Source organism: Endobacterium cereale (assembly GCF_009617585.1).
Lineage (GTDB): Bacteria > Pseudomonadota > Alphaproteobacteria > Rhizobiales > Rhizobiaceae > Neorhizobium > Neorhizobium cereale.
The window spans coordinates 117,269-140,034 of sequence record NZ_WIXI01000042.1; the positions used below are offsets into that span (position 1 = coordinate 117,269).

Genomic DNA, 22,766 nt, shown 5'->3' on the forward strand with positions numbered 1-22,766 from the left:
AATGGCATTGCGCCCCTATTGGAAAGGTTATCTGAAACTTTCGCTGGTCACCTGTTCGGTCGAGATGACGCCTGCGACATCGGATAGCGACAGGGTCAAGTTTCATACGCTCAATCGCGACACCGGCAATCGGGTGCTAAGCCAGTATGTGGATTCTGTCACGGGCAAACCTGTCCGCGACAAGGACGAGGTCAAAGGTTATCAGCGCGGCGAAGACGATTACGTCATGCTGGAAGACGATGATCTCGACCACGTGGCTCTCGAAAGCACCAAGACGATCGACATCTCGACCTTTGCGCCGCGTGACGAAATCGATTGGATCTGGCTCGACAATCCCTATTACCTGACGCCGAACGATAAGATCAGCGACGAAGCGTTCGCTGTCATCCGCGCTGCGATGGAAAAGCAGAAGATGGTCGGCATTTCCCGGCTGGTGCTGGGGCGTCGCGAGCGGGCTGTGATGCTGGAGCCCCGTGGCAAAGGCATCGTTTTGTGGACACTCCGATATGGTGACGAGGTGCGGGATGAAGCGGACTATTTCAAGGGGCTGGATGAGGAAAAGCCGGAGAAAGCCGCGTTGCCACTGATCCGCAAGCTCATCAAGAAACAGACCCGGCACTGGGATGCAAAAATGGTGTCCGACCCCGTGCAGGAAAACCTTCTCGACATCATCAAGTCGAAGAAGAAACATCGCCGGGCACCTGCGCCGAAGAAAGCCGCGCCTTCCGACAACGACAAGCCGAGCAATGTCATCAACATCATGGATGCGCTGCGCAAGTCTATCGAGGCGGACAACAAACGTTCGAAGAAGAAGTAGAGGAAAGATTGACCAACAGCTTACCGCGTTTTGTAGAGCCGGCGGATGGCTTCGCCAAGTGGTCGTTCCGATTGGCAATAATCCTTCCAGGCATCGCTCTTGCTGATCAGCCCCGGCACCGTTCGGATCGTGAAGCGGGCCGGATCCAGATCGGTTTTCACCTGCCCCCATGTCAAAGGCATGGACACCGTCGCCCCTGGCCTTGCTCTCGGTGAAAGAGGAGCAACGGCCGTGGCCATGCGGTCATTACGCAGATAGTCGAGAAAGATGCGCCCATTTCGCAGCTTCTTTGCCATTTTGGTCAGGTAGAGATCCGGCTGTTCCTCGACCATCTGCTCGCATACACGCCGGGCAAAATCCTTGGCGTTGTCCCAGCTTGGCGATTTGCCTTTCTCCGTCTTGAGCGGGGTCACCACATGCAGCCCCTTGCCGCCTGTCGTCTTGCAGAAGCCAAGCAGGCCAAGAGCATCCAGGCGGTCCCGAAGTTCCCTTGCCGTGTCGACCACGGTCGAGAACGCCACATCCGGGCCGGGATCAAGATCGAAAACAAGTCGACCGGGAACCTCCAGCTCATTCGGCTGGCAGTTCCAGGGATGCAGTTCAAGAGCCGCCACTTGAGCCAGCGCTGCCAGTCCCTCGATGCGATCGACCTGCAGGTAGGGTTTCTTGTCGCCGGTCACCTTTACCAGTTCCAGAAGGTTCGACGTGCCTGGCATGGCGTGACGCTGGAAGAACTGCTCACCCTCAATTCCATCCGGCGCGCGGATGACGGAACAGGGACGACCACGCACATGCTCGATCAACCACGTGCCAACGGCCTCGTGATAATGTGCGAGATCTTCCTTGGTGACCGGATTTTCCCCGTCCGGCCAGAGCACCTTGTCGGGGTGGGAAAGGAGAACGCCCATAACCTCCGCCTTGCCCGAACTGGATAGCGATCCGGCAGACGCAGACTTGCGAACAACGGGTTTAGCAGCTTTCGATGGGGAGGGCGAAGCCGGTTCATCCGTCGTCACCTCGTCGGCAGGTTTGTCCTCCCGCAATCCCTTGAAAGCCGCCTGACGCACAAGTCCGTTGGCTCCCCATCCGGCAAATTCGATCTCGGCGACCTTTTCCGGCTTCACCCAGTGAACGCCGGCTTCCTTTTTTGGTGCGCCTATGCCCGTGAAAGGCGAATGGGACACTGTCAGAGGCTGCAAAGTCTCCAGCAACAATCTGGATCTGCCGGCGCCAAAGCCTGTGCCAACGCGGCCGAGATAGACAAAATGATCGTCGCGATAGACGCCGACCAGCAGCGATCGGAACTGACTCCCATTCGTGGCATAACCGCCGATAACTACCTCATGCCCTGCCCTGCATTTGGATTTTATCCAGCTATCGCTGCGACCGGACTTATAAGGTGCGTCCAGCTTTTTGGAGACGATGCCCTCGAGCGACAATTTGCAGGCCGAACGAAGCACGGCATCACCGCCGGTCTCGAAATGGTCGACATATCGGATAAGAGGACCGCCCTTGTTATCGGCCAGCAGGTTTTTGAGGCGGTTCTTGCGGTCGCTCAAGGGCAGTTCGCGCATGTCCTCTTCTCCATCGAACAGAAGATCAAATGCAAAGAAGACGAGAGCCTTTGTCCTACCTTCTGAGAGCGCTGCCTGAAGGGCCGCAAAATCGGGAGCCCCATGGCCGTCGAGGGCACAGATTTCGCCATCGACAATGGCATCAGGGAGACCGGCGGCATCCATCGCGGTCTGCTGAAACCGGCTTGTCCAATCCAGACCCTTGCGCGTTTTCAGACAGACCTTGCCCGCGTCGATACGCATCTGGGTACGATAGCCGTCGAATTTGATTTCATGCAGCCATGCCGATCCGGGCGGTGGGCGATCCTGCGTCTTGCAAAGCTGCGGGGCAATGAAATCCGGCATCGTACTCTGATGACAAGGCTTGCTCTTCGAAGCGCGTTTCTTACCTTGAGTGGCCCGATTTTCTGCAGCAAGACCTTCGCTGCTATCCCACACCGCGTCGGCGCTCACAACCGGCTCGCTCAGCATGAACGGTCTTGGTTTGCGCCCCCTGCCCGCCGCAATCGTTGCCATATCGCGGCCGGAGGCGACCGAGTTTTTTTCCGCGCCAAGGATCGCTCCACCATTCTTGGCCACGGCATGCTCATCGCTATGTTTAATCAGCAGCCAGTTGGTTCGCTTGCCGCCATCGCGATCTTTCTTCATGCGCACCAGCACAAAGCTACCGTGCAGCCGGGCACCGTTCAGAACGAATTTCAGGTCGCCTTTTCGAAGCGCCTCTTCCGGATCAAGATGACCTTCCGGCTGCCACGTGCCGCGATCCCACAACATGACAGTGCCGCCGCCATATTCGCCATTCGGGATCGTGCCTTCAAAATCCCCGTAATCGAGCGGATGATCCTCCACCTCCACGGCGAGGCGCTTGTCTGCCGGATCGAGCGACGGACCGCGCGTCACGGCCCAGGATTTGAAAACGCCGTCCAGTTCCAGCCGCAGATCGTAATGCAGGCGCGTTGCATCATGCTTCTGGATGACGAAGCGCAGACGATTGGACGGTTTCACCTCAACCAAACCACCGGGTTCGGTGGTGCGCTTGAAGTCTCGTTTTTGTTTGTAGGTTCGGAGCTTGTCGTTAGCCATCGAAACGCACCCACGTTACCGTCAATCGACGCCCTTGCCGCCGGTGGCACCAAACACCTCGCCATTGAGATAGCTGCCTTCCTGAGAGGCGAGCAGAACATAAATAGGCGCCAGTTCGACCGGCTGACCGGGCCTGCCGAAATCGCTATCCTTGCCAAAGTTTTTCACCTTTTCGTCCGGCTGGCCACCGCTCGGCTGCAACACCGTCCAGAACGGACCCGGCGCAACGACATTGGCGCGAACACCCTTCTCGATAAGCTGCTTTGCTAGCGCTTTGGTATAGGCAACGATGCCCGCTTTGGTCGTGGCATAGTCGAGAAGAATGGGCGACGGCTGGTAGGCCTGAATGGAGGCTGTGGTGATCACCGATGCGCCTGCCGGCAGATGCGGAACGGCGGCCTGCGCAATCCAGTGCAAGGCGTAAAGATTGGTTTTCATGGTCGCGTCGAAATCGTCCGTGGACAATTGCGACACATCCTCGCGGTATTGCTGGCGGGCCGCGTTGATGACAAGAATGTCGAGACCGCCGAGTTCCTGAACGGCCTTGGATACCATCTCCCGGCACCAGTTTTCCTGCTTGATGTCGCCGGGCAAGGCGACACCCTTGCGACCTGCGGCAGTGATCATGTCGATGACCTCGCGGGCATCTTTTTCTTCTTCCGCCAGATAGGCGATGGCGACATCAGCGCCTTCGCGCGCAAAGGCGATGGCTGCGGCGCGACCGATACCGGAATCCGCACCGGTCACCAGCGCCTTACGCCCGGTTAACCGTCCTGATCCTCTGTAAGACTGCTCACCATGATCCGGCTTCGGCGACATCTTGCCCGCGATTCCGGGCATTGCCTGTGGCTGGGCATCAAAAGGCGGAGACGGATATTGGGTTCTTGGATCCTGCATCTGCAAACGGTCTGACATTAAAAATCCTTCCATGAAGTCCTGTTGTAACTCGTAGAATGGAGTGCGGTTCCTGCGGAAGTGAGCGCGTACGGTTAATCCTCGCCGCGGTGAAAACATGAACGTTGTCAGGAACAAAATCGCAGACGAACGGTTGGCTTTCACAACAATCCAAAAAAAGGAGGATACCCGATGGATCATACCAATCACGTTCGTCTCAGCACCGCTGAACTCATTCCGGCCGCGCTGGAAGGTGCAACCATTTATGGTGCCGATGACCACAAGGTCGGCAAGGTCGATCATATCCACGGCGCTGGCGCCGGTAGTACAGCGATCATTGATGTCGGCGGTTTTCTCGGCATCGGCGCGAAGCCTGTCGCAGTCCCGCTCACCGACCTCGAATTCATGCGCGATGAGGACGGCGACGTTCACGCCGTGACAACCTGGACCAAGGACCAGTTGAAACAGATGCCGGAACACCGGCACTAAATCGACCCGACGAAAGAAAAAGCCTGGCCAATGCGCCGGGCTTTTTTTGATCAAGCCGCCTCTTGAACCTCGATCGGCATAATCAGCCGCGACAATAACGAGCAAACATGGACGCGATGCTACCAGCAGCGATCGCAACGATGATGCCCTTTGGTATCAGCATGGAGATCATCCGAAGGCCATTTGCTATCGAGGCCCGGGCCACTGAGCATTGCTCTCCCCATTGCTGCGAAGACGCCGTCACCCAAGTTGGGATGCTCCGCCCAACACGCAGGCATCGACGGGTCTGGTGCGTGCCATATCCGAGATTTCGGGGCTCAAAACTTTGCAGGTTTGCCGGCAAGGATGGCTGCGCGCATATCGACGTGGATCGGAGCCTGCAGGAAGCGAGCAGTGTCGGCCTCGTTGAGCCGCTTTCCGAATTTTTCCAGCATTTCCGGAATCTGCACGCCGGAACCGTCATGCCGTATGTGTTGGACCGCATCTCCCGCACATGCCGTACCGGATGTAAGCACGCGGCAATAAATGCCGGGACGCATTGCCTGCCGATAGGTTTTCACGATTGACGGATCACCCATGCGTGCGGCCAGCGTGCCACACGGCGTACGGGCGGAAGTAGCCTGCAGCTCAAGACCATCGCCGATGATGAAACGGTCTCCAGCACTGACGTCACGATTGTCGAGTCCCTCGATCACCAGGTTTTCGCCGAAGGCGCCGGGCGCGAGCGATCGACCCAACCGTTCCGACCACCAGTCAATGGTCAAGGATCCTTCAAGGAGAACGGCTTGTTCCGGACCGCCATGATATTTGCCGTTACAAACGGCGTCCCCCAACACTCCCTCCCGGTCGATCATCACGGGCATGCTGACACCAATCTTGTTGATACCGGTCTTGTAGGATTTGCCGGCAAGCTTTTCCGGGCTGCCGATACAGATTGCGAGAAGTTTCATGCTTCCACTCTTTCGGCGTCTGTGCCGCACGGTTTCAGATCAAGGTCTTTAAACAAACCGCTCAACATTGCCAATTTCCAGATTAACACCGACTTGTCGCGGCGCGTCCAGGCAGCGGCACGAGGGGCGCTGCCTGTGTTTTTGTTTGGCATAGAAGCAAAGCAGAACCCTGCACATTGTTAGATGTCGGCAGGAGCCTCCCACAGTACCTTGTCCAGCGTCATGGGCAGGTCACGAACCCGAATGCCTGTTTCGTTATAAACGGCGTTGGCAACCGCTGCCCCGACCCCGGTAATGCCGATTTCGCCAATGCCGCGAGCGCCCATCGGTGCCTGCGGATCGGGTGCATTGGTATAAAGGATATCAATCCCTGGAACATCCATCTGCACCGGCACGTGGTATTCGGCCAGCGAAGCATTCACAACGCGGCCGCTCCGCTCGTCGAAATTGGTTTCTTCGGTAAGGGCCAAACCAATGCCCATGACGATACCACCCTTGAACTGGCTGGTCGCCATTTTTGCATTGAGGATCTGGCCGGCATCGAAGGAACCCAGGAAACGCGATACTCGGATTTCGCCCGTCAATGCGCTGACCCGCACCTCACAGAACTGCACGCCATAGGAGTGCATGGAAAACGCTTCCATTTCCGCAGGCGCAGGTGCATCAGCCTGACAAACCAGCTCATCACGGCCGGCCCGGCTCAGAATAGATTGATAGCTCTCAAAGCGATGAGGGTCATCACGATGGCCGAGACCGCCATCCCGAGGCTCGAGATCCGCGAGCGACAAGCCGGCCAGCTTGATCAACTCCTCGACAAAAACTTCGCTCGCCGCGATTATGGCCCCGCCGATCGAAGCCGTCTGGGTCGAACCGCCGGCGATCACTCCACGCGGCAGGTTGCTGTCGCCATATTCGAAAGTGACGTTTTCAATCGGTACGCCGAGCCGAACCGCGATATGCTGAGCCTGAGCCGTCGCGGTGCCCATGCCCATGTCCGTGCACGGCGGTCGAGACTGTCACGTGGCCTTCCACCAGGGAACAGGCGGCAACCGCAGAAGCAGCCGAGGTTACGCGCAGATACGCAGCGCAGTCGTGGAAAGCTGATCGAAGTTGCAGCAGACGCCTTTGCCGAACGTGGAGCAGATGCTTCGCTGGAAGAGATCGCCCGGCAGGCGGGGGTGGGGATCGGTACGCTTTATCGGCACTTTCCGACCCGCGAACATCTCGTCGAGGTCGTCTATCGGCGCGAACTGGAATTATTCGCCGTCGCCGCAACCGAACTCATGGCAGAAAACGCGCCCGATATTGCGCTTGCAGAATGGATGCACCGGTTCGTCAGCTACATGGCCGCCAAACGTGGGATGGCGAGCAGTCTGAAACTGCTGTTCACATCGAACGCCGCTCTTTTCACGGAGGGCTCGGCACTGATGAATTCCACACTCGACAAGCTTCTGCGCACGGCGACAGAGGCTGGCACGATAAAAAGCGACATCGAAACGACGGATGTCCTTTATACCCTGTTCGGCACCTACTCGACACCGGACACCCCCGACTGGCGGGCACGTGCGCACAGGATCGTTCGTCTGATCATGGACGGACTGCGTATTCGGCCTGAAGCCTGACACGCCGAACGACCTTCAAGGATGTCAGCCAGCAGTCAAACGCGAAGAGGCCCTGAAGGTCTTGAAATCACTGAGTGACTGTATCGAGCGCCCGTCATCGATCGACGCGAGGTCGAGAATGACGGCATTGGCGACAGTCATCGGCACCACCAGGGACTGCGATTCACCGGGGTCACCCCGAGAGACGAGGATCTGATGGTCCGGTGCCGGATCGATGCGCGTGCCGCCGACATCCGTCACCGCCAGGGTTTTTGCTCCCCGTTGTGCCGCAATCTCGCGCACTTCCTGCATGAGCGGCGGCGCTCTTCTAAAAGCGAGCAGCCAGACGACATCCTGCGCAGATAAGGTAGACAGCATTTCGGTCAGCTGGTGCATCTGGCTGCTGAGATCCACAGCTTCGTAACCGGATCGGTTGAGGCGAAGGGCGATCAGAGACGACAGGGCTGCAAAATGCCCTCGCCCGAAGACGAAAATCCGGCGACTGTCGCGCAGGCTTGTCGAGAATGCGCGAATATCCGCATCGGAGACACTGTTGCGCGCCTGCTGCAGAGCTGCAATCTCGCTGTCCAGTACCGATGCCAGCAAGCCATCGCTTTCGGCCTTCACTAGGCGTGCGGCCATGCGTGCGGCAGGGCTTTCGAAGTCGCCGCCGCCTTCGGTCAGGCTGGATTGCAGAAATCCACGAAATTCCGGATATCCTTTGAAACCCAGGCGCCGTGCAAGCCGCACCGCAGAGGCGGGATGGACCCCTGCCCGCGAGGAAACATCCTTGCCGTTTTCCATCGCCGCACGGATCGGATCCTGTATCAGCACATCAAGCAGGCGCGTGTCGGCGTCGGTCAGTCGCGTCGAATGACGGCTGATGAGATCGCTCAGTGCGAGCGGTGTATCCTGCTTGTCCATCGGCTTCCCAAGGCTTGGCTATCGTTACGGCTGCATTGCAACCGAAAGGTCAACACGGTCGCCATTCTCGCTATCGAAAAACAGCGCGCGGTCAAGATCGAAAGCAATCCAGAATTGTTCTTTATCCTTCGGCATATCCTGACGCGAAGCCGAGACCGTCAGACGCCCAGCCGGGCTTTCGCAATGGAGAAGCATGTCGGCACCGGTCATCTCGGACAGAAGCATACGCGCGGGGAGTGCCGCCTTGCTCGGCTTTTCAGCATGTACGGAAAGGATTTCAGGACGCAGCCCGGCCGTCAGACCATGTGGCCCGGTCCAGCCTGGCAGCATGTCGGCGGCGACAAAATTCATCGGAGGGCTGCCGAGAAAACTTGCCACAAAACGATTGGCGGGCCGGTCGTAGATCACGTCAGGCCGATCAAACTGCAGAAGATGACCATCCTTCATGACCGCAATACGATCGGCCAGAGACAGGGCCTCGGTCTGATCGTGGGTGACATAGACCATGGTCGCGCCGAGCTGCCGGTGAAGTTCCTTGATCTCGGTGCGCATGGTGATGCGGAGAGCGTTGTCGAGATTGGAGAGCGGCTCGTCCATCAGGAAGATCGAGGCATTGCGGGCCATCGCCCGCCCCATCGCAACGCGCTGACGCTGACCACCGGACAGGGCTGCCGGCTTGCGGTCGAGATAGCTTTCGAGTTGCAAAATTTTCGCAACACTCTGCGCCCTTTCATTGCGCTCCGCTTTTTTCATGCCGCGCAGTTCCAGTCCGAACGCAATGTTTTCGCGCACCGTCATATGCGGATAAAGCGCGTAGTTCTGGAAGATCATGGCGATGTCGCGATCCTGTGGTGCCAGATCATTGGCGCGGCGTCCGCCGATTTCGATCGTGCCGTCCTCGCAGCGGTCAAGCCCCGCTATCAGTCGCAACAGCGTGGACTTGCCGCAGCCGGACGGACCGACAATAACGATGAATTCGCCCGGCTGAATATCGAGTGAGACGCCGTGTAGAACCTGCGGACCGTTGACATAAGCCTTGCGAATGTCGCGTAGGGAAATGCCGCTCATACCGAGGCTTCCCCGCGATGTTCGGCACGGACGGCGATCGCAAGTGTCGGGCGATCGGTCGTAAAGACCTTCACGCCGAGATCGAGCGCCTTGCTGATCTGCGCTCGGCTGTGGGCCGCCCAGCACCCGAAATCAAGGCCGGCAGCCTGCACCTTCGCCATCAGGCCCGCATCGGCGGTATCGATGTGAACGCCAATCTCGGGAATGCCGTGGGCAATCGCCGTCTCGATGACAGCGTCCGGCCCCAGTTGTCGCAGGACCGACGGACTGACGAGCCAAAGTCTGGGACGGCTGCTCGCCTCACCGATCTCGTCCATGGAGGCGACAAGGAAGGATGAAAACGTGGTGCGCTCCAGCATGGAATGACGCTTTAGTTCCGCAATTACGGGTGCCACAAAACCATCATATGGAAGCCCGTCCGTGCCCGGCTTGATCTCGCAGCGGAAATTCACATGGCTGCCCGCATAAAGCGCACACAACTCCTCAAGCGTCATCGGGTGGCTGCCGGCACCATAACGGATCGTCGCCGCCTTGACTTCGGCCAGCGTCATGTCGGCGATGGCGCCTGTCATATCCGTGGTGGCATCGAGCGTGGCGTCATGATGGACGACGATGGCGCCATCGGCCGTCGGGTGAAGATCGAACTCGACTTCTTCGAGCGCCATGGCGGCGGTTGCGGCAAAACCGTGTGGCGTGCTGTCGCCGAATTCCAGCGTACCACCGCGATGGGATGCAATGCGTGTCATATCAAAAATGTCCTGGATTATTTGACGGCGCCCATGGTGATGCCGCGCACGAGATGGCGCTCCACCAGAAGGAAACCGAGGAGAACGGGAAGAATGGTGATGGTCGACGCGGCCATGACCAGCGGCCAGTCGATCAGGCCTTCACCAGGATTGATGCGGTATAGGCGGGCAAGGCCGATCTGCAGCGTGTAGAGATCCTGCTTGCCGACCGCGACCAGCGGCCAGATGTAATTGTTCCATTCCGTGATGAAGATGTAGAGCGCCATGGACGCAATGGCCGGGCGCGACAACGGCACGATGATGCGCCATAGAACCTGAAGCGATGTCGCGCCATCCATATAGGCCGCCTCGTCCAGCACCTTCGGGATGCCGCGAATATACTGGCGCAGGAAGAAGGCGGCAAAACCGTTGGAAATCGCCGGCAGGATGAGACCGGCATAACTGTCCAGCAGCCCGACCTTGGCCAGTGTCAGATAGTTCGGAATGAGGCTGATATGGCTCGGGATCATCAAGGTCGCGACGGTGGCCGCGAACAGGAAATTGCCGCCCCGGAATGAATATCGGGCAAACGCGTAGGCTGCCATGGTCGCGAAGGTAATGCCGATAAGCGTCACAAGTCCCGAGACGATCAGGCTGTTCAACAGGTAGCGGGCGAAATTGTACTGCCCGACCGCCCGCGCATAATTGTCGAGGGTGAATCCGAGTTCGCCGGCATAATATGCGTCCACCGTCTGGAACGACATCCAGATGGAATAGAGCACCGGCGACAGGAACAGCAGGCCGGCGACCAGCGCCAGCCCGGCAAGAATGGGGTTTTCAGGCTTCATAATGCACCTTCCGGCCGATGATGCGCGATTTCAGGATGGCGAGACCGACCAGCAGGATGAACAGCAGCACCGCCAGGGCCGATCCACGGCCGATATCGAACAGCACGAAGCCGATCTCGTAGAGAAGGTTGACGAGCATGTCGGTTGCGCCCGCCGGACCACCTTTCGTCATGACGTTGACGATCGTGAAAACCTGGAAGGCCTCGATGACCGAAATCACCAGCAGGAAATAGGTGGTCGGCATTACCAGCGGCATGGTGATGCGGCGAAACACATGCAGGCGCTTGCCACCATCGACGGCTGCGGCGTCATAGAGTTCGCGGGGAATTGCCTGCAGGCCGGCGATATAGATGACGATGTCATAGCCGATCTGCTTCCAAGTGTTGACGAAGATCAGCACCCAGAGGGCCAGATGCGGATTTTGCAGCCACTGAACCTTCCCTAGGCCGAACGTGCCGAGCAACGCGTTGACCATGCCGTAATCCGTCGAGAAGACCCACGAAAACACGACCGCGATGGACACCGTCGACGTGACCGAAGGCAGAAACAACGCGCCGCGCAGCAGCCGCACATGCATGCTTTCCCGCACGAGATAGTTGGCAATCAACAGCGCAAGGCCGAGCCGCAGCGGCACGGACAGGACCGCAAACAGTGTCGTCACCCAGAGCGAGTTCCACAGGTCGCGGGAGGCAAGCAACTGCTCGTAGTTTCGAAAACCGACAAAGGGCATGTCGGGTGTTAGAAAATTCCATTCGCGAAAGCTCAGATTGATGCTGGCGAGAATGGGGATGTAGGTGAACAGCGCGATGAAGATCATCAGCGGTGCCACGAAAAGATAGGGCGTGAGTTTGCGAAGCATGGTCATCATTGCACCGACAGTCGCCTGAAGCGTCTGCCGGTGCCCTTTTCAGAGAGGATCAGTGGCCGACGCGCTTTTCTTCAGCGCGGGTCTGCACTGCAAAGTCCTTCATCGTCTCTTCGACATTGCGCTGACCGAGCGCCATTGCTTCCCACATCTTGTATTCGGTGGTGCGCATCCAGGTGACAACGGTGGTGCGCGCACGACCATGGGCAACCGGCAGGGATTCGATTGCGACATCGATGCCCGGCTGGGTGGCAAGCGCTTCCTTGGCGACAGGGAGATCTGCGCTCTTCTTGTTGATCGGCAGGTAACCGGTGCCGGCAAACCAGGTCGCATTGGCCTCAGGCGATGCGGCATAGCTGATGAACTTGTAGGCCGCGTCCTGCACGTCCTTGTCAGAAGTCGACATGATGCCGATACCGGCGCCGCCGATCGGAACCGAGCAGGTCTTGTTGCACGGCATCGGACGGACGGCGAGATTGTCGCCAAGTGCCTTTTTCGAGCCGACATAATTGCCGGTCGAATTCATCATGATGCCGACCTTCTTGGCGAGGAAGGCGTCACGACCATTGTCTTCTTCCGTCACGCCGTCGGGCGAAGCGACCTTGTCGTCCTTCACCAGCGACGCCATCCACTGATAGGCCTCGATCGTGTTCGGCTTATCGAGAAGGATTTCGCCGGTCTTCGGGTCCACCATTTCACTGTCATTGGCCATGACAAGGCCCCACCGCGCGAACTGGCCGGGTGCAGCAATGCCGGAAATGCCTTCCGAACCGAGCTTTTCGCTGATCGTCTTGGCGGCAGCACTGATGTCGGCGAACGTCTTCAGCGGCGTATCGGCGGAAAGGCCGGCGCGCGCGAAGATATCCTTGTTGAAATAAAGGACGGGCGTCGAGGAATTGAAAGGCACGACATAATTCTTGCCGTCGATAACGCCGACTTCGCGAGCATAATCGTACAGATCGGCCTTCAGTGGATCGGCATCGAAATAGGGCGTCAGATCGGTCAAAAGCTTGTTGTTGGCAAACAGGCCGTAACGCGTGACTTCGAGGATTACGGCATCGGGAGCACGGCGGGCCGGGATGGCGGCCTGCAGTTTGGCGATGATGTCATTATAACTGCCGACATATTCGGCCTCAATGTCGATGTCCGGATTGGCGGTTTCAAAGCCGGCGATAATCTTGTCGAGCGCTTCCCCGTTGGACTTGTTGAAGCTGTGCCAAAACTTTACCGTCGTCGCCGCTTCGGCCACGCCCACGCTGGCAAGTAGGGCAATCATGCTCGCCGCGATGGTAGTCTGCAATTTCTGTGACATCCGTATCTCCTGTGCAAACACAATTGCAATGGCGGCGATCTAGCAATTGCAGGAGACAGTTTCGTGAAGGCCATGCGACGGTTTGATGACGGATGTCGGCCGACGTTCATGTCTATACCGGCGATCGGCTGAGTGTTGAGGTTGAGACCGCGAACGAGAAGGGCCGCCTGACCGATCTTCCATTCGCAGGCCTGCAGAGCGACGGTGCGAGACACCAGCGCCCACGAAGGGAATGATGACAGCGAGACTTGGCTGTTGGCGATAAAGACCGGTCCCTGCTAGAAACGCGTGTGCAAGATGCCATCGATGGCGGGGCCGACGACAATCCAGAGGTGGAGCGCGTTAATTGCTCCCGATATCGTCCTCGAACATCGAAAGGCTGACAAACAGGATCCTTCGATAGCCGAAACGAGCGGCGAGTGCCCCATGGCAGTCGATGGAGAGCTTGCCTTCAGCTGATTTGAATTTATGCGAACGATCGTTTTTCTACTTGCTTTTATATACGACCGTTCGTAAATCGTACGTGACGCAAGTGGAGAGTGACGTGGGTCGTATTCGCAAAATCATGAAGGACGACATCCTGGATGCAGCCGAACGGGTGGTGATGAAGCTTGGCGCGGCCGGGCTTTCGATCGATGCCGTGGCTCAAGAGGCAGGCGTCAGCAAGTCGACCGTTGTCTACGATCACAAGTCAAAGAGTGTGCTCCTCGAAGCACTGATCGACCGTCGCATGAAGATCGAAATCGATCGGCAAGCGGAGGAGGTGGAGAAAGCGAAGGATACGCCGCATCCTGAACTATTCGGCCGAATCAAAGCCGCGGAGCAAGGCATGACTGACCTCGACCGTGCGGTCTCGATGGCGATCGGCGCTTCCGTTTCACAGGACGAGAAGGTTCAGAAGCTGATGCGCGACTGGACGTTGGTCGACCTTGAGGCGATGTCGGGTGGCCCCAAACCGGAGGCTGCCCTGATGGCCTACCTCGCACTGACCGGTATCTACGTCACGGAACTCTTTGCCTACCATCAATGGACCGAGGACGAGCGGGCCAAAATCCTCGAGGGCGTGCGAACGATCTACGCGACCTACCCCAACACGTAACAAGCTGGCCGACACGGCCTAATCCGAATATCCAAAGGAAACATCATGTACCGCTGCAGCCAGCTGCCGCGCCTAAAGGCGTGCCTTATTGCCACCTCCATCATCGCCCTGACGGCGACCACATCGCTTGCACAGGATATGGGCGAGATGCCGCCTGCCTCCGTTGGTGTCGTCGATCTCAAGGCACATCCCATCCCGGTCGTCAGCGAACTGCCGGGACGTGTCGCCGCCACCCGAATCTCGGAAGTCCGTGCGCGGGTCTCAGGAATCCTTCAGGAGCGCGTCTTCGAACAGGGGGCGCTGGTGAAGGAAGGCGACATTCTCTATCGCATCGACCCGCGCCTTTTCAAAGTCAGGGTTGCGAGTGCCGAAGCGACACTGCGTCGTGCCGAAGCCACCCGTGATAACGCAAAGGTCCAGCTCGAACGCCAGAAGACCCTGCGTGAGCGCAATGTCGCAAGTGGTATCGAATACGACACCGCGGCCGTCAATCTGGCGCAGGCCGAGGCAGACGTTGCCCTTCAGCAGGCCGCGCTCGAAGAAGCGAAGATCAATCTCGAATATACCGAGGTGAAGGCTCCGATCACCGGGATCATCGGCGGCGCACTCGTCACCGAAGGCGCCCTGGTGACGGCCGATGGCACATCGAACCTCGCGCTCATCCAGCAGATCGACCCGGTCTATGCTGATTTCACCCAGTCGGCCCAGGATCTTCTCAGCCTGCGTCGCGCCGTCACCGAAGGCAAGCTCGCCAGTCCCGCTCCGGGCCAAGCCAGCGTCGAACTCCTCTTCGACGGCGGCGACGCATACGGCGAGAAGGGCAAGCTGCTGTTCTCCAGCGCCAATGTGGATTCCACCACGGGTCAGGTGACATTGCGCGCCGAATTCCCGAACCCGAATGGCGACCTGCTGCCGGGCATGTATGTCCGGGTCAAGGTCGAGCAGGCGGTCCGTCAGAATGCGATCACCATCCCGCAGCGTTCAGTGCTGCGCACGCAGGATGGCCGGGCGCAGGTCTACGTGGTCGAGGCCGACGACACGGCAAAGCTGCGCGATGTCGAACTCGGTCAGGCGCTCGATCAGGAATGGGTGGTCGAAAGCGGTCTCAAGGCAGGCGAGAAGGTCGTCGTCGATGGCGTGCAGAAGGTGCAGCCGGACGCAAAGGTCGCGCCGGAACCATGGGCACCGGGCAACCAGCAGCCAGCCGCAGCGGCCAAGTAAGGTAAGACAAATGGCACAGTTCTTCATCAGCCGCCCGATCCTTGCCTGGGTCTTTGCGCTGTTCATCTCCATCGCAGGCATCATCGCCCTGCCCTTCCTGTCGATTGCGCAGTACCCCAAGGTTGCGCCGCCTCAGCTGACCATCTCGACCTCCTATCCGGGCGCATCGCCCCAGGAGATTTATCAGGGCGTGACACGCCTGATCGAGGAGGAGTTGAACGGCGTTACCGGGATGATGTATTTCGAGTCGACCTCCGACACGTCCGGCTCGGTCAGCATCAACGCCACATTCGAAGCCGGCACCGATCTGGATCAGGCCTCGGTCAAGGTGCAGAACGCGATCCGTCGTGTCGAATCCCGCCTTCCCTCCGCCGTGACCTCGCAGGGCGTGACCGTCGAGGAAGCCGCATCCGGCTTCCTGATGATGATCACCCTCACCTCGACCGATGGAAAGATGGATGAGGTCGCGCTCGGCGACTACCTGAACCGCAACGTGCTGGGCGAAATCCGCCGTCTCGGTGGTGTCGGCCGCGCACAGTTGTTCGCCGCCCAGCGCGCCATGCGCGTCTGGATCGATCCTGACAAGCTGGTCGGCCTTAACATGACTGCCGCCGACGTAAACGCTGCGATCACCGCGCAGAATGCACAGGTCGCCGCCGGCCAGATCGGCGCGGCTCCCAACCCGGTCAACCAGGATCTGACGGCAACGGTCCTCGTACAGGGACAGCTGAGCGATCCGAAGGCGTTCGGCAACATCATTCTGCGCGCCAATGCGGACGGCAGCGCGGTGCTGCTGAAGGATGTGGCGCGCATCGAACTGGGTGCCGAAAACTACAATTTTTCCAGCCGCTTGAACGGACAGCCGAGTGCTGCCGTCGGCATCCAGCTTTCGTCCACCGGCAACGCCGTCTCGACGTCGGCTGCCGTGCAGGCCAAGCTTGCGGAACTGTCCGAGTTCTTCCCAACTGGCGTCAAGTATGACGTGCCTTACGACACCAGCCCGTTCGTCTCGGCATCGATCGAGAAGGTTCTGCACACGCTCGTTGAAGCCATCGTGCTGGTCTTCATCGTCATGTTCGTCTTCCTGCAGAACTTCCGCTACACCGTCATCCCGACGCTGGTCGTTCCGGTCGCCCTGCTCGGTACCTGCGCGATCATGTACGCCACCGGGTTCTCCATCAACGTGCTGACCATGTTCGCCATGGTTCTCGCCATCGGCATTCTGGTCGACGACGCGATCGTCGTCGTCGAGAATGTGGAACGCATCATGGCCGAGGAAGGCCTGTCACCGCGGGCCGCCACCCGCAAGGCGATGAAGCAAATCACCGGCGCGATCCTCGGGATCACGCTTGTGCTCTCCTGCGTATTCATCCCCATGGCCATGTTCCCCGGCTCCACCGGCATCATCTATCGTCAGTTCTCGCTGACCATGGTCGTGTCGATCCTGTTTTCGGCATTCCTGGCGCTGTCGCTCACGCCTGCTCTGTGCGCGACTTTCCTCAAGCCGATCAAGGGCGGCCATCACGAGAAGAAGGGACTGGCGGGCTGGTTCAACCGCAAGTTCGATGGTCTGACCAACGGCTATGTGAAGAGCACCACCGGGATGACGCGACGCGCTGGCCGCATGATGGTCATCTATCTCGCGCTCGTCGTCGGCCTCGGATACCTGTTCGTGAACCTGCCTTCGGGCTTCGTTCCTGCCGAAGACCAGGGCAATCTGATCGTCGACATCCAGGGACCACCGGAAGCCAGCGCCAACCGCACACAGGCATCAGTCGAACAGATCGAAGAGATCTTCAAGGGGGAGCCTGCCGTCAAGGATGTCATCGCCATCCAGGGCTTCAGCTTCTCCGGAAGCGGCGCCAACGCTGCCCTGATGTTCGTGACGCTGAAGGACTGGAGCGAACGCGGTGAAGGCAATTCCGCGCAGGAGATCGCCGACCGCATCAACATGGCCCTGTTCGGCCTCAAGGATGCGACCAGCTATGCGCTATCTCCGCCCGCCATCGAAGGTTTTGGGGCGACAGGCGGTTTCGCCTTCCGCCTTCAGGACCGAAATGGCATCGGACAGGCAGCTCTGTCGGCGGCGGGTGCCGAGCTGATGGAGAAGGCAAGCCAGAGCCCCGTCCTCACCGGGATGCGCGTCGAAGGACTGCCGGATGCCGCACAGGTTCTGCTCGTGATCGACCGCGAGAAGGCGAACACGTTCGGCGTGACCTTTGCCGACATCAACAACACGATCACCGCAAACCTCGGATCGTCCTATATCAACGACTTCCCGAATGCAGGTCGCATGCAGCGTGTCATCGTACAGGCTCAGGATCGCGACCGTCTGCAGACCGAGGATCTGCTCAAGCTGAACGTGCGCAACGCCAGCGGCGGTATGGTGCCCCTGTCTTCCTTTGCTATCGCACAGTGGCAGAAAGGATCCCCGCAGATCGTCGGCTATAACGGCTATCCGACTGTGCGTATTGCCGGCGAGCCGGCACCCGGCACCTCTTCCGGTGCGGCAATCGCGGAGATGGAGCGCCTCGCGGGCGAGATGCCGGACGGCATCGGTTTCGAATGGACAGGTCAGTCCCTCGAGGAGATCAAGTCCGGTTCGCAGGCACCATTCCTGTTCGGCATCAGCATGCTGTTTGTCTTCCTGCTGCTGGCGGGCCTTTACGAAAGCTGGTCTATCCCGCTGTCGGTCATCCTCGTCGTGCCGCTCGGCGTGATCGGCACCGTTCTCGCCGTCATGACGGCCGGGATGTCCAACGACATCTACTTCAAGGTCGGCCTGATCGCGATCATCGGCCTGTCCGCGAAGAACGCCATCCTGATCATCGAGTTTGCCAAGGACAACTATGCCGAAGGCAAGCCGCTGCTGGAATCCGCCATGGAAGCGGCACGGCTGCGGTTCCGGCCGATCATCATGACCTCGCTGGCGTTCACGCTCGGCGTGGTGCCGCTGGTGATCGCATCGGGCGCAAGTGCCGCCAGCCAGAACGCCATCGGCACAGCCGTGCTTGGTGGCATGATCTCGGCGACGGTGCTTGCCGTGTTCTTCGTGCCCACCTTCTTCGTCTTCGTCCTGAAGCTGTCCCGGACGAAGCGGCCGGAGACGGAGGAAATCGAGGCCGGCGCGGCGTCTTCGACCTCAGGTCAAAGCGGCCACTGAACCGAAACTGACCGATCATCCCCAGTCGGTCGGGAGCCCCTCTCCCATTCTTACGGGAGTGGGGCACTTCACATATTGCTTCCAGGAATTCCCATGTACGCCTCGACGATCAAACCCCGCCGGTTCAAGCGCTTCGCCAAACTGTCCCTTTGCATTTCAATTGTGGCCCTCCTTTCAGGATGCATGGTTGGCCCGGATTATGAGCGTCCCACCCTTTTCGTTCCCGCAGAATGGAACGGCGCCAAAACGAAGGACGCTATTCGCCCTGCCGAACTGGCATTCTGGTGGAAGAACCTCAGGGATCCTCAACTCGATTCGCTGATTGAGCGCGCCATCGCAAACAACCGAAGCGTAGCAATGGCTCAGGCGCGGCTGCGTCAAGCACGCGCCGCGCTGGACCAGGAAGCCGGTACGCTCGCGCCCACCATCGGTACTTCCACGGCTGCCACCCGGACAAAGACAGCGGACGCGTTAACGGCTGACGGAGAGAATATTTCGACGCTTTACAAAAGCGGGTTTGACGCAAGTTGGGAACTTGACCTGTTTGGCGGAAAACGTCGCAGCGTGGAAGCTGCGAGATACGGCCTCGACGCCTCCGAGGAAGAACTTCGCAATACGATGCTTGTCCTGATCGGCGATGTTGCCGCAAATTACGTGCAGGTCCGCGCCACTCAGGCGAAAATCTCGCTCGCAAGTCGCACCGCAAAATCCCAGAGACAGTCCGCATCGCTGACGCGCGCCAAACTCGAAGCCGGATCTGGCACGACTGCCGACGTCGCACGCGCCGAGGCATTGGCAGCGACCACGGAGGCTGACCTGCCAACCCAGGAAATTTCCAAGGCGACGGCGGTCAACCGCCTTGGTGTCTTGCTGGGATTGCCGCCAGCCAGTTTGTCTACTGAACTGGCGCGATCCCGGCCAATTCCGCGACCTCAATTCCCGATGCCAGTTGGCATTCCGGCGGAAATTCTGCTTTCGCGACCAGACGTGCGTATGGCGGAGCGCCAGCTGGCGCAATCGACAGCGAAAATCGGTGTCGCGGACGCTGCGCGTTATCCCGCGATCAGCCTCACCGGCAACATCGCATCCTCGGCGCTGCACATCAGTGACCTTGCCAAGAGCTCGACCATTGGCTGGGCGATCGGCCCCACTGTGACGGTGCCGCTGTTCCGTGGCGGGCAGTTGAAGGCTGCGCTCGAGGTGGCGAAAGCAGCCCGTGACGAATCCTTCGCGACATACGAAGCCTCGGTACTGACCGCGATGGAAGACGTAGAAAACGCCATCGTCTCACTGTCGCAGCAGCGACGCCGGTCCGCAAAACTTGCAGTGGCCGTCGATGCATACCGCAGGGCAAACAACGCCTCTACGGCGCAATATCAATCCGGTGTCCTGAACTATCTCGACCTGCTCGACGGACAGCGTCAGCTTTACAGTGCCGAAGCTTCGCTGATTGATAGCCAGCTTGCCGTAACGACCGCATATATCTCGCTGAACAAAGCGCTGGGCGGTGGATGGACAGGAGCCGTCGTCGCAAAGAGAGCATCGAAAGCCACAATGGAAAACGGCAGGACGCGAGACTGATTTAAAGCACGCGTCTGACAAAGAAAAAGCGTCGGCCACCGCCGCGTTTCGGGAAAATCCGACCTGACCATGAAACACCGAACCTGCTCAAGCAGGATTGCATGCTGTTGCAACACTTGAAGGAACTGCTCCAAGGGGCAGTCGTTGGTTAAGTGAAAGGAGTTCGTTTATTATGCAAGACAACACTGTTCAAAACTACACGCCTTCTGAGCTTAGCGACCGTTACTCGATCGAGCTGGGTGAGGCGCAAAGGCTCATCACCAGTTTTGGGGCGGACCGGACCGAACTTGACCGTCTGCTCGGAGCACGTGGTCGCATACATGAAGAAATAGAAACCAGACTTGCCGCGTGACAGTAGCAAGTCTGGTAGGATGAAATACCATGCAGCGTCCGGAAATCGGTTTTCGGGCGTGTAGTCAAACTGAAGGCTTTGAGTTTGGCTTGCGCGCTGCTGGTATCAAGCACCGTGGATGCCACTATGCCTCATGAACTTCCGACCAATGCGGATAGGTGACATAGGCTGTCAGAGCACCCTCTCCTTCCGTCACGATCGTTACGGTTTCGCCCTTCGGCATGTAAACGATATCTCCCGGTCCAGCTATGTGTGTGCCGGCTGTTGTCGAAACAGCTACTCGCCCCTCCAGCACGATCATGACGTCATCGACAGCCATCGTCTCGGTGAGCTTCTGGTTTGCGGCGTAGCGACCATAGCCAATCGTGATCGGCCCACCGTGCCTTTCGTCCACCAGATTTCCGACATAGATATCTCCAGTCTGACCTGGTGACCGCGAAAATTCGGCATCAGATGGGCTGAATTTCTGAACTTTCATTGCAACCTCCCGCTTATCTGAAGCCGAATTAGGGCGTCTATCGCCGACGCCAAGAAATTGACCTGAACGGAGGCATCATGTCGCAGGATCGAGACAAGGCAGCTTTAATGTGCGCTCGTGTTCTCCGCCTTCAGATTGACGTTGCGCAGGATGAGCGCCAAGGGCACCACGGCGATCGAAATCAGCGCAAGAACATGGAATACGTCGATATAGGCGAGAAAACTCGCCTGCGTCTGCACCTGAGCGCCGATCCAGCCGGTCGCCCGGCTCTGGGCGTCGGCAAGCGTCGAGCCATGTTGAGTAAAATAGCCCTCTACGGTTTTCATCGTCTGCTGGAAGGCAGGGTCTGAAGGTATGGTGTGCTCGACCAGCATGTTCTGATGCCATTGTTCGCGGTGCGCCAGAACGTTGGTTGCAATACACACGCCAATAGAGCCACCAGTGTTTCGTGCTGCATTGATCAATGCCGAGGCCTGATCTGTCTGTTCGGGTTTGAGGCCGTCATAGGATGCGGCGGTTATGGGAATGAAAATCAGTGGAAGACCGATGCCGAGGAAAAACCGCGACTCCACGAAGAAGCCGAAATTGAGCCCGGGATTAAGACTGGTCATGAACCACATCGAATAAGCGATGGTCGCCGCACCTGTGGCAATCAGATATTTGGGCTGAACCTTGGTAACCAGACGCCCGGTCACGAACATCATGACCATGGTGACGACACCACCCGGTGAAAGCGCCAATCCGGCCCAGGTTGCGGTATAACCGTAATTTTCCTGGAGTACCTGCGGTACGAACTGTGTCGTAGCGATCAGGATCGCTCCGATTGCCAGCATGACGATGAAACAGGATCCGAATTGTCGTGTCGCCAGCAGGCGTACATCGACGGCGGGATTCTTCGCCGTCATCAACCATGGGATCGAGGCCAGGAAGGCCCCGATGCAGATGACTGTGGCAACGATTATAAACGTTGAATCGAACCAGTCTTCGGTCTGGCCGCGGTCGAGCACCAACTCAAGCGCACCAAGGAAGATAGCGACCAGGGCGAAACCGACGATATCGAAGCGAATGCCATCACGCTTCATCTTCTGGCGTTCCTGCTCTGCAGACGGCGGATCCTGAACCAGCATGTAAACAAGGAAAAATGCCAGGACGCCGACCGGTCCGTTGATCAGAAAGCACCAGTGCCAGGAAAAATTGTCGGACAGATAGCCGCCGAGCGTCGGTCCGATGACCGGCGCAACAACAACAGCAATCCCAAAGACCGCAAAGGCTTGCCCGCGTTTTTCCGGCGGAAACGAATCCGTCAGGATCGACTGCGATACCGGCACCATGCCGCCGCCTGCAAAACCCTGGATCATGCGAAAGATCAGCAATGACGGCAGATCCCAAGCAAGCCCGCAGAGAACTGACGAGATGGTGAACGTGGCAAGGCAGATCAGGTAGAAACGTTTTCGCCCGTAACGTTGTGCAATGAAACTCGAGGCCATCAACGCGATGGCATTGGACACCAGATAGGTTGTCACCACCCAACTGGCTTCGTCGGAACTGATCGCGAGGCCGCCTGAAATGTAGCGCAGGGCGACGTTGGCGATCGTTGTATCTAGCACTTCCATGAAGGCGGCAACCGCCACTACGATTGCCACGATCCACGGATTGGTTACGCGGCCGGCCCCAGCGCCCTCTCCCCCGGCGCTGGCCGCCACCCCGCTTGCGCCCGCCATC

20 protein-coding genes are annotated in these 22,766 nt (G+C 58.7%); 8 read left to right on the top strand and 12 right to left on the bottom strand.

From position 1 onward, the window contains the following. Nucleotide 1 precedes the first annotated feature (1 nt). A complete protein-coding gene (gene ku / locus GAO09_RS12065; protein ID WP_153354252.1) occupies nucleotides 2-817 on the top strand; it encodes a non-homologous end joining protein Ku in 816 nt (271 codons plus the stop codon). 20 nt (nucleotides 818-837) lie between these two features. Here ku and ligD read toward each other — a convergent pair whose 3' ends face one another. Together ligD and GAO09_RS12075 are read right to left on the bottom strand one after the other, a co-directional pair. Continuing rightward, the gene (gene ligD, locus GAO09_RS12070; RefSeq protein WP_153354253.1) at nucleotides 838-3,474 is read right to left on the bottom strand and encodes a DNA ligase D; all 2,637 of its coding nucleotides are present in this window, start codon (nucleotides 3,472-3,474) and stop codon (nucleotides 838-840) included. Between the two features lie 21 nt (nucleotides 3,475-3,495). Continuing rightward, nucleotides 3,496-4,389 carry an SDR family oxidoreductase gene (locus tag GAO09_RS12075; protein ID WP_153354254.1) on the bottom strand — a complete coding sequence of 298 codons (894 nt, stop codon included), beginning with the start codon at nucleotides 4,387-4,389 and terminating at the stop codon, nucleotides 3,496-3,498. Between the two features lie 171 nt (nucleotides 4,390-4,560). Between GAO09_RS12075 and GAO09_RS12080 the strand changes: the two genes are divergently transcribed. After that, a complete protein-coding gene (locus tag GAO09_RS12080) occupies nucleotides 4,561-4,857 on the top strand; it encodes a PRC-barrel domain-containing protein (RefSeq protein ID WP_153354255.1) in 297 nt (98 codons plus the stop codon). Between the two features lie 317 nt (nucleotides 4,858-5,174). Here the strand turns inward: GAO09_RS12080 and GAO09_RS12085 are convergent, their stop codons facing one another. Then, nucleotides 5,175-5,807, bottom strand: coding sequence for an MOSC domain-containing protein (locus GAO09_RS12085; protein WP_153354256.1), 633 nt, complete (start codon nucleotides 5,805-5,807; stop codon nucleotides 5,175-5,177). Between the two features lie 179 nt (nucleotides 5,808-5,986). Then, on the bottom strand, nucleotides 5,987-6,793 hold the full coding sequence (locus tag GAO09_RS12090) for a xanthine dehydrogenase family protein molybdopterin-binding subunit (RefSeq protein ID WP_235938072.1): 807 nt from the start codon (nucleotides 6,791-6,793) through the stop codon (nucleotides 5,987-5,989). Here GAO09_RS12090 and GAO09_RS12095 point away from each other — a divergent pair. Next, entirely contained in the window at nucleotides 6,764-7,429 is a 666-nt protein-coding gene (locus GAO09_RS12095) for a TetR/AcrR family transcriptional regulator (protein WP_235938074.1), read from the top strand. The genes GAO09_RS12090 and GAO09_RS12095 overlap by 30 nt on opposite strands. A 24-nt stretch (nucleotides 7,430-7,453) precedes the next feature. Here GAO09_RS12095 and GAO09_RS12100 read toward each other — a convergent pair whose 3' ends face one another. The 6 genes from GAO09_RS12100 to GAO09_RS12125 are packed head-to-tail and all read right to left on the bottom strand — an operon-like array spanning nucleotide 7,454 to nucleotide 13,150. Continuing rightward, nucleotides 7,454-8,332 (bottom strand): MurR/RpiR family transcriptional regulator, encoded by an 879-nt coding sequence (locus GAO09_RS12100; protein WP_153354258.1) that lies wholly within the window; start codon nucleotides 8,330-8,332, stop codon nucleotides 7,454-7,456. Nucleotides 8,333-8,356: 24 nt separating this feature from the next. Next, on the bottom strand, nucleotides 8,357-9,400 hold the full coding sequence (locus tag GAO09_RS12105; protein WP_153354259.1) for an ABC transporter ATP-binding protein: 1,044 nt from the start codon (nucleotides 9,398-9,400) through the stop codon (nucleotides 8,357-8,359). After that, nucleotides 9,397-10,146, bottom strand: a complete 750-nt coding sequence (locus GAO09_RS12110) for a glycerophosphodiester phosphodiesterase family protein (protein WP_153354260.1) — start codon at nucleotides 10,144-10,146, stop codon at nucleotides 9,397-9,399. The genes GAO09_RS12105 and GAO09_RS12110 overlap by 4 nt, the downstream gene beginning before the upstream one ends. 17 nt (nucleotides 10,147-10,163) lie before the next feature. Continuing rightward, nucleotides 10,164-10,973 carry a carbohydrate ABC transporter permease gene (locus tag GAO09_RS12115; RefSeq protein ID WP_153354261.1) on the bottom strand — a complete coding sequence of 270 codons (810 nt, stop codon included), beginning with the start codon at nucleotides 10,971-10,973 and terminating at the stop codon, nucleotides 10,164-10,166. Continuing rightward, nucleotides 10,963-11,832 carry a carbohydrate ABC transporter permease gene (locus GAO09_RS12120; protein WP_153354365.1) on the bottom strand — a complete coding sequence of 290 codons (870 nt, stop codon included), beginning with the start codon at nucleotides 11,830-11,832 and terminating at the stop codon, nucleotides 10,963-10,965. The genes GAO09_RS12115 and GAO09_RS12120 overlap by 11 nt, the downstream gene beginning before the upstream one ends. A 58-nt stretch (nucleotides 11,833-11,890) precedes the next feature. Then, entirely contained in the window at nucleotides 11,891-13,150 is a 1,260-nt protein-coding gene (locus GAO09_RS12125; RefSeq protein ID WP_153354262.1) for an ABC transporter substrate-binding protein, read from the bottom strand. Nucleotides 13,151-13,694: 544 nt separating this feature from the next. Between GAO09_RS12125 and GAO09_RS12130 the strand changes: the two genes are divergently transcribed. The 5 genes from GAO09_RS12130 (at nucleotide 13,695) to GAO09_RS12150 (ending at nucleotide 20,566) form a co-directional block, all read left to right on the top strand. Beyond that, nucleotides 13,695-14,249, top strand: a complete 555-nt coding sequence (locus GAO09_RS12130; RefSeq protein WP_324185528.1) for a TetR/AcrR family transcriptional regulator — start codon at nucleotides 13,695-13,697, stop codon at nucleotides 14,247-14,249. A 45-nt stretch (nucleotides 14,250-14,294) separates the two neighbouring features. Continuing rightward, nucleotides 14,295-15,470 (top strand): efflux RND transporter periplasmic adaptor subunit, encoded by a 1,176-nt coding sequence (locus GAO09_RS12135; RefSeq protein WP_153354264.1) that lies wholly within the window; start codon nucleotides 14,295-14,297, stop codon nucleotides 15,468-15,470. A gap of 10 nt (nucleotides 15,471-15,480) precedes the next feature. Beyond that, nucleotides 15,481-18,633: an efflux RND transporter permease subunit gene (locus GAO09_RS12140; protein WP_153354265.1), complete on the top strand. Its 3,153-nt coding sequence runs from the start codon at nucleotides 15,481-15,483 to the stop codon at nucleotides 18,631-18,633. Nucleotides 18,634-18,726: 93 nt separating this feature from the next. Then, a complete protein-coding gene (locus GAO09_RS12145; protein ID WP_153354266.1) occupies nucleotides 18,727-20,214 on the top strand; it encodes an efflux transporter outer membrane subunit in 1,488 nt (495 codons plus the stop codon). A 172-nt stretch (nucleotides 20,215-20,386) separates the two neighbouring features. Further along, the gene (locus GAO09_RS12150) at nucleotides 20,387-20,566 is read left to right on the top strand and encodes a hypothetical protein (protein WP_153354267.1); all 180 of its coding nucleotides are present in this window, start codon (nucleotides 20,387-20,389) and stop codon (nucleotides 20,564-20,566) included. Between the two features lie 124 nt (nucleotides 20,567-20,690). Here GAO09_RS12150 and GAO09_RS12155 read toward each other — a convergent pair whose 3' ends face one another. Both GAO09_RS12155 and GAO09_RS12160 read right to left on the bottom strand, forming a co-directional pair. After that, the gene (locus GAO09_RS12155; RefSeq protein ID WP_153354268.1) at nucleotides 20,691-21,044 is read right to left on the bottom strand and encodes an AraC family ligand binding domain-containing protein; all 354 of its coding nucleotides are present in this window, start codon (nucleotides 21,042-21,044) and stop codon (nucleotides 20,691-20,693) included. A 104-nt stretch (nucleotides 21,045-21,148) separates the two neighbouring features. Then, the gene (locus GAO09_RS12160) at nucleotides 21,149-22,765 is read right to left on the bottom strand and encodes a DHA2 family efflux MFS transporter permease subunit (protein ID WP_153354269.1); all 1,617 of its coding nucleotides are present in this window, start codon (nucleotides 22,763-22,765) and stop codon (nucleotides 21,149-21,151) included. Nucleotide 22,766 lies beyond the last annotated feature (1 nt).

Excerpts from the sequence above, each read along its gene's own strand:
- GAO09_RS12150 (WP_153354267.1), top strand. The coding sequence starts at position 20,387 with ATGCAAGACAACACTGTTCAAAACTACACGCCTTCTGAGCTTAGCGAC.
- ligD (WP_153354253.1), bottom strand. The coding sequence starts at position 3,474 with ATGGCTAACGACAAGCTCCGAACCTACAAACAAAAACGAGACTTCAAG.
- GAO09_RS12115 (WP_153354261.1), bottom strand. The coding sequence starts at position 10,973 with ATGAAGCCTGAAAACCCCATTCTTGCCGGGCTGGCGCTGGTCGCCGGC.
- GAO09_RS12085 (WP_153354256.1), bottom strand. The coding sequence starts at position 5,807 with ATGAAACTTCTCGCAATCTGTATCGGCAGCCCGGAAAAGCTTGCCGGC.
- GAO09_RS12080 (WP_153354255.1), top strand. The coding sequence starts at position 4,561 with ATGGATCATACCAATCACGTTCGTCTCAGCACCGCTGAACTCATTCCG.
- GAO09_RS12125 (WP_153354262.1), bottom strand. The coding sequence starts at position 13,150 with ATGTCACAGAAATTGCAGACTACCATCGCGGCGAGCATGATTGCCCTA.
- GAO09_RS12095 (WP_235938074.1), top strand. The coding sequence starts at position 6,764 with ATGCTGAGCCTGAGCCGTCGCGGTGCCCATGCCCATGTCCGTGCACGG.
- GAO09_RS12105 (WP_153354259.1), bottom strand. The coding sequence starts at position 9,400 with ATGAGCGGCATTTCCCTACGCGACATTCGCAAGGCTTATGTCAACGGT.
- GAO09_RS12120 (WP_153354365.1), bottom strand. The coding sequence starts at position 11,832 with ATGCTTCGCAAACTCACGCCCTATCTTTTCGTGGCACCGCTGATGATC.
- GAO09_RS12155 (WP_153354268.1), bottom strand. The coding sequence starts at position 21,044 with ATGAAAGTTCAGAAATTCAGCCCATCTGATGCCGAATTTTCGCGGTCA.
- GAO09_RS12075 (WP_153354254.1), bottom strand. The coding sequence starts at position 4,389 with ATGTCAGACCGTTTGCAGATGCAGGATCCAAGAACCCAATATCCGTCT.
- GAO09_RS12090 (WP_235938072.1), bottom strand. The coding sequence starts at position 6,793 with ATGGGCACCGCGACGGCTCAGGCTCAGCATATCGCGGTTCGGCTCGGC.
- GAO09_RS12135 (WP_153354264.1), top strand. The coding sequence starts at position 14,295 with ATGTACCGCTGCAGCCAGCTGCCGCGCCTAAAGGCGTGCCTTATTGCC.
- GAO09_RS12160 (WP_153354269.1), bottom strand. The coding sequence starts at position 22,765 with ATGGCGGGCGCAAGCGGGGTGGCGGCCAGCGCCGGGGGAGAGGGCGCT.
- GAO09_RS12110 (WP_153354260.1), bottom strand. The coding sequence starts at position 10,146 with ATGACACGCATTGCATCCCATCGCGGTGGTACGCTGGAATTCGGCGAC.
- ku (WP_153354252.1), top strand. The coding sequence starts at position 2 with ATGGCATTGCGCCCCTATTGGAAAGGTTATCTGAAACTTTCGCTGGTC.
- GAO09_RS12140 (WP_153354265.1), top strand. The coding sequence starts at position 15,481 with ATGGCACAGTTCTTCATCAGCCGCCCGATCCTTGCCTGGGTCTTTGCG.
- GAO09_RS12145 (WP_153354266.1), top strand. The coding sequence starts at position 18,727 with ATGTACGCCTCGACGATCAAACCCCGCCGGTTCAAGCGCTTCGCCAAA.
- GAO09_RS12100 (WP_153354258.1), bottom strand. The coding sequence starts at position 8,332 with ATGGACAAGCAGGATACACCGCTCGCACTGAGCGATCTCATCAGCCGT.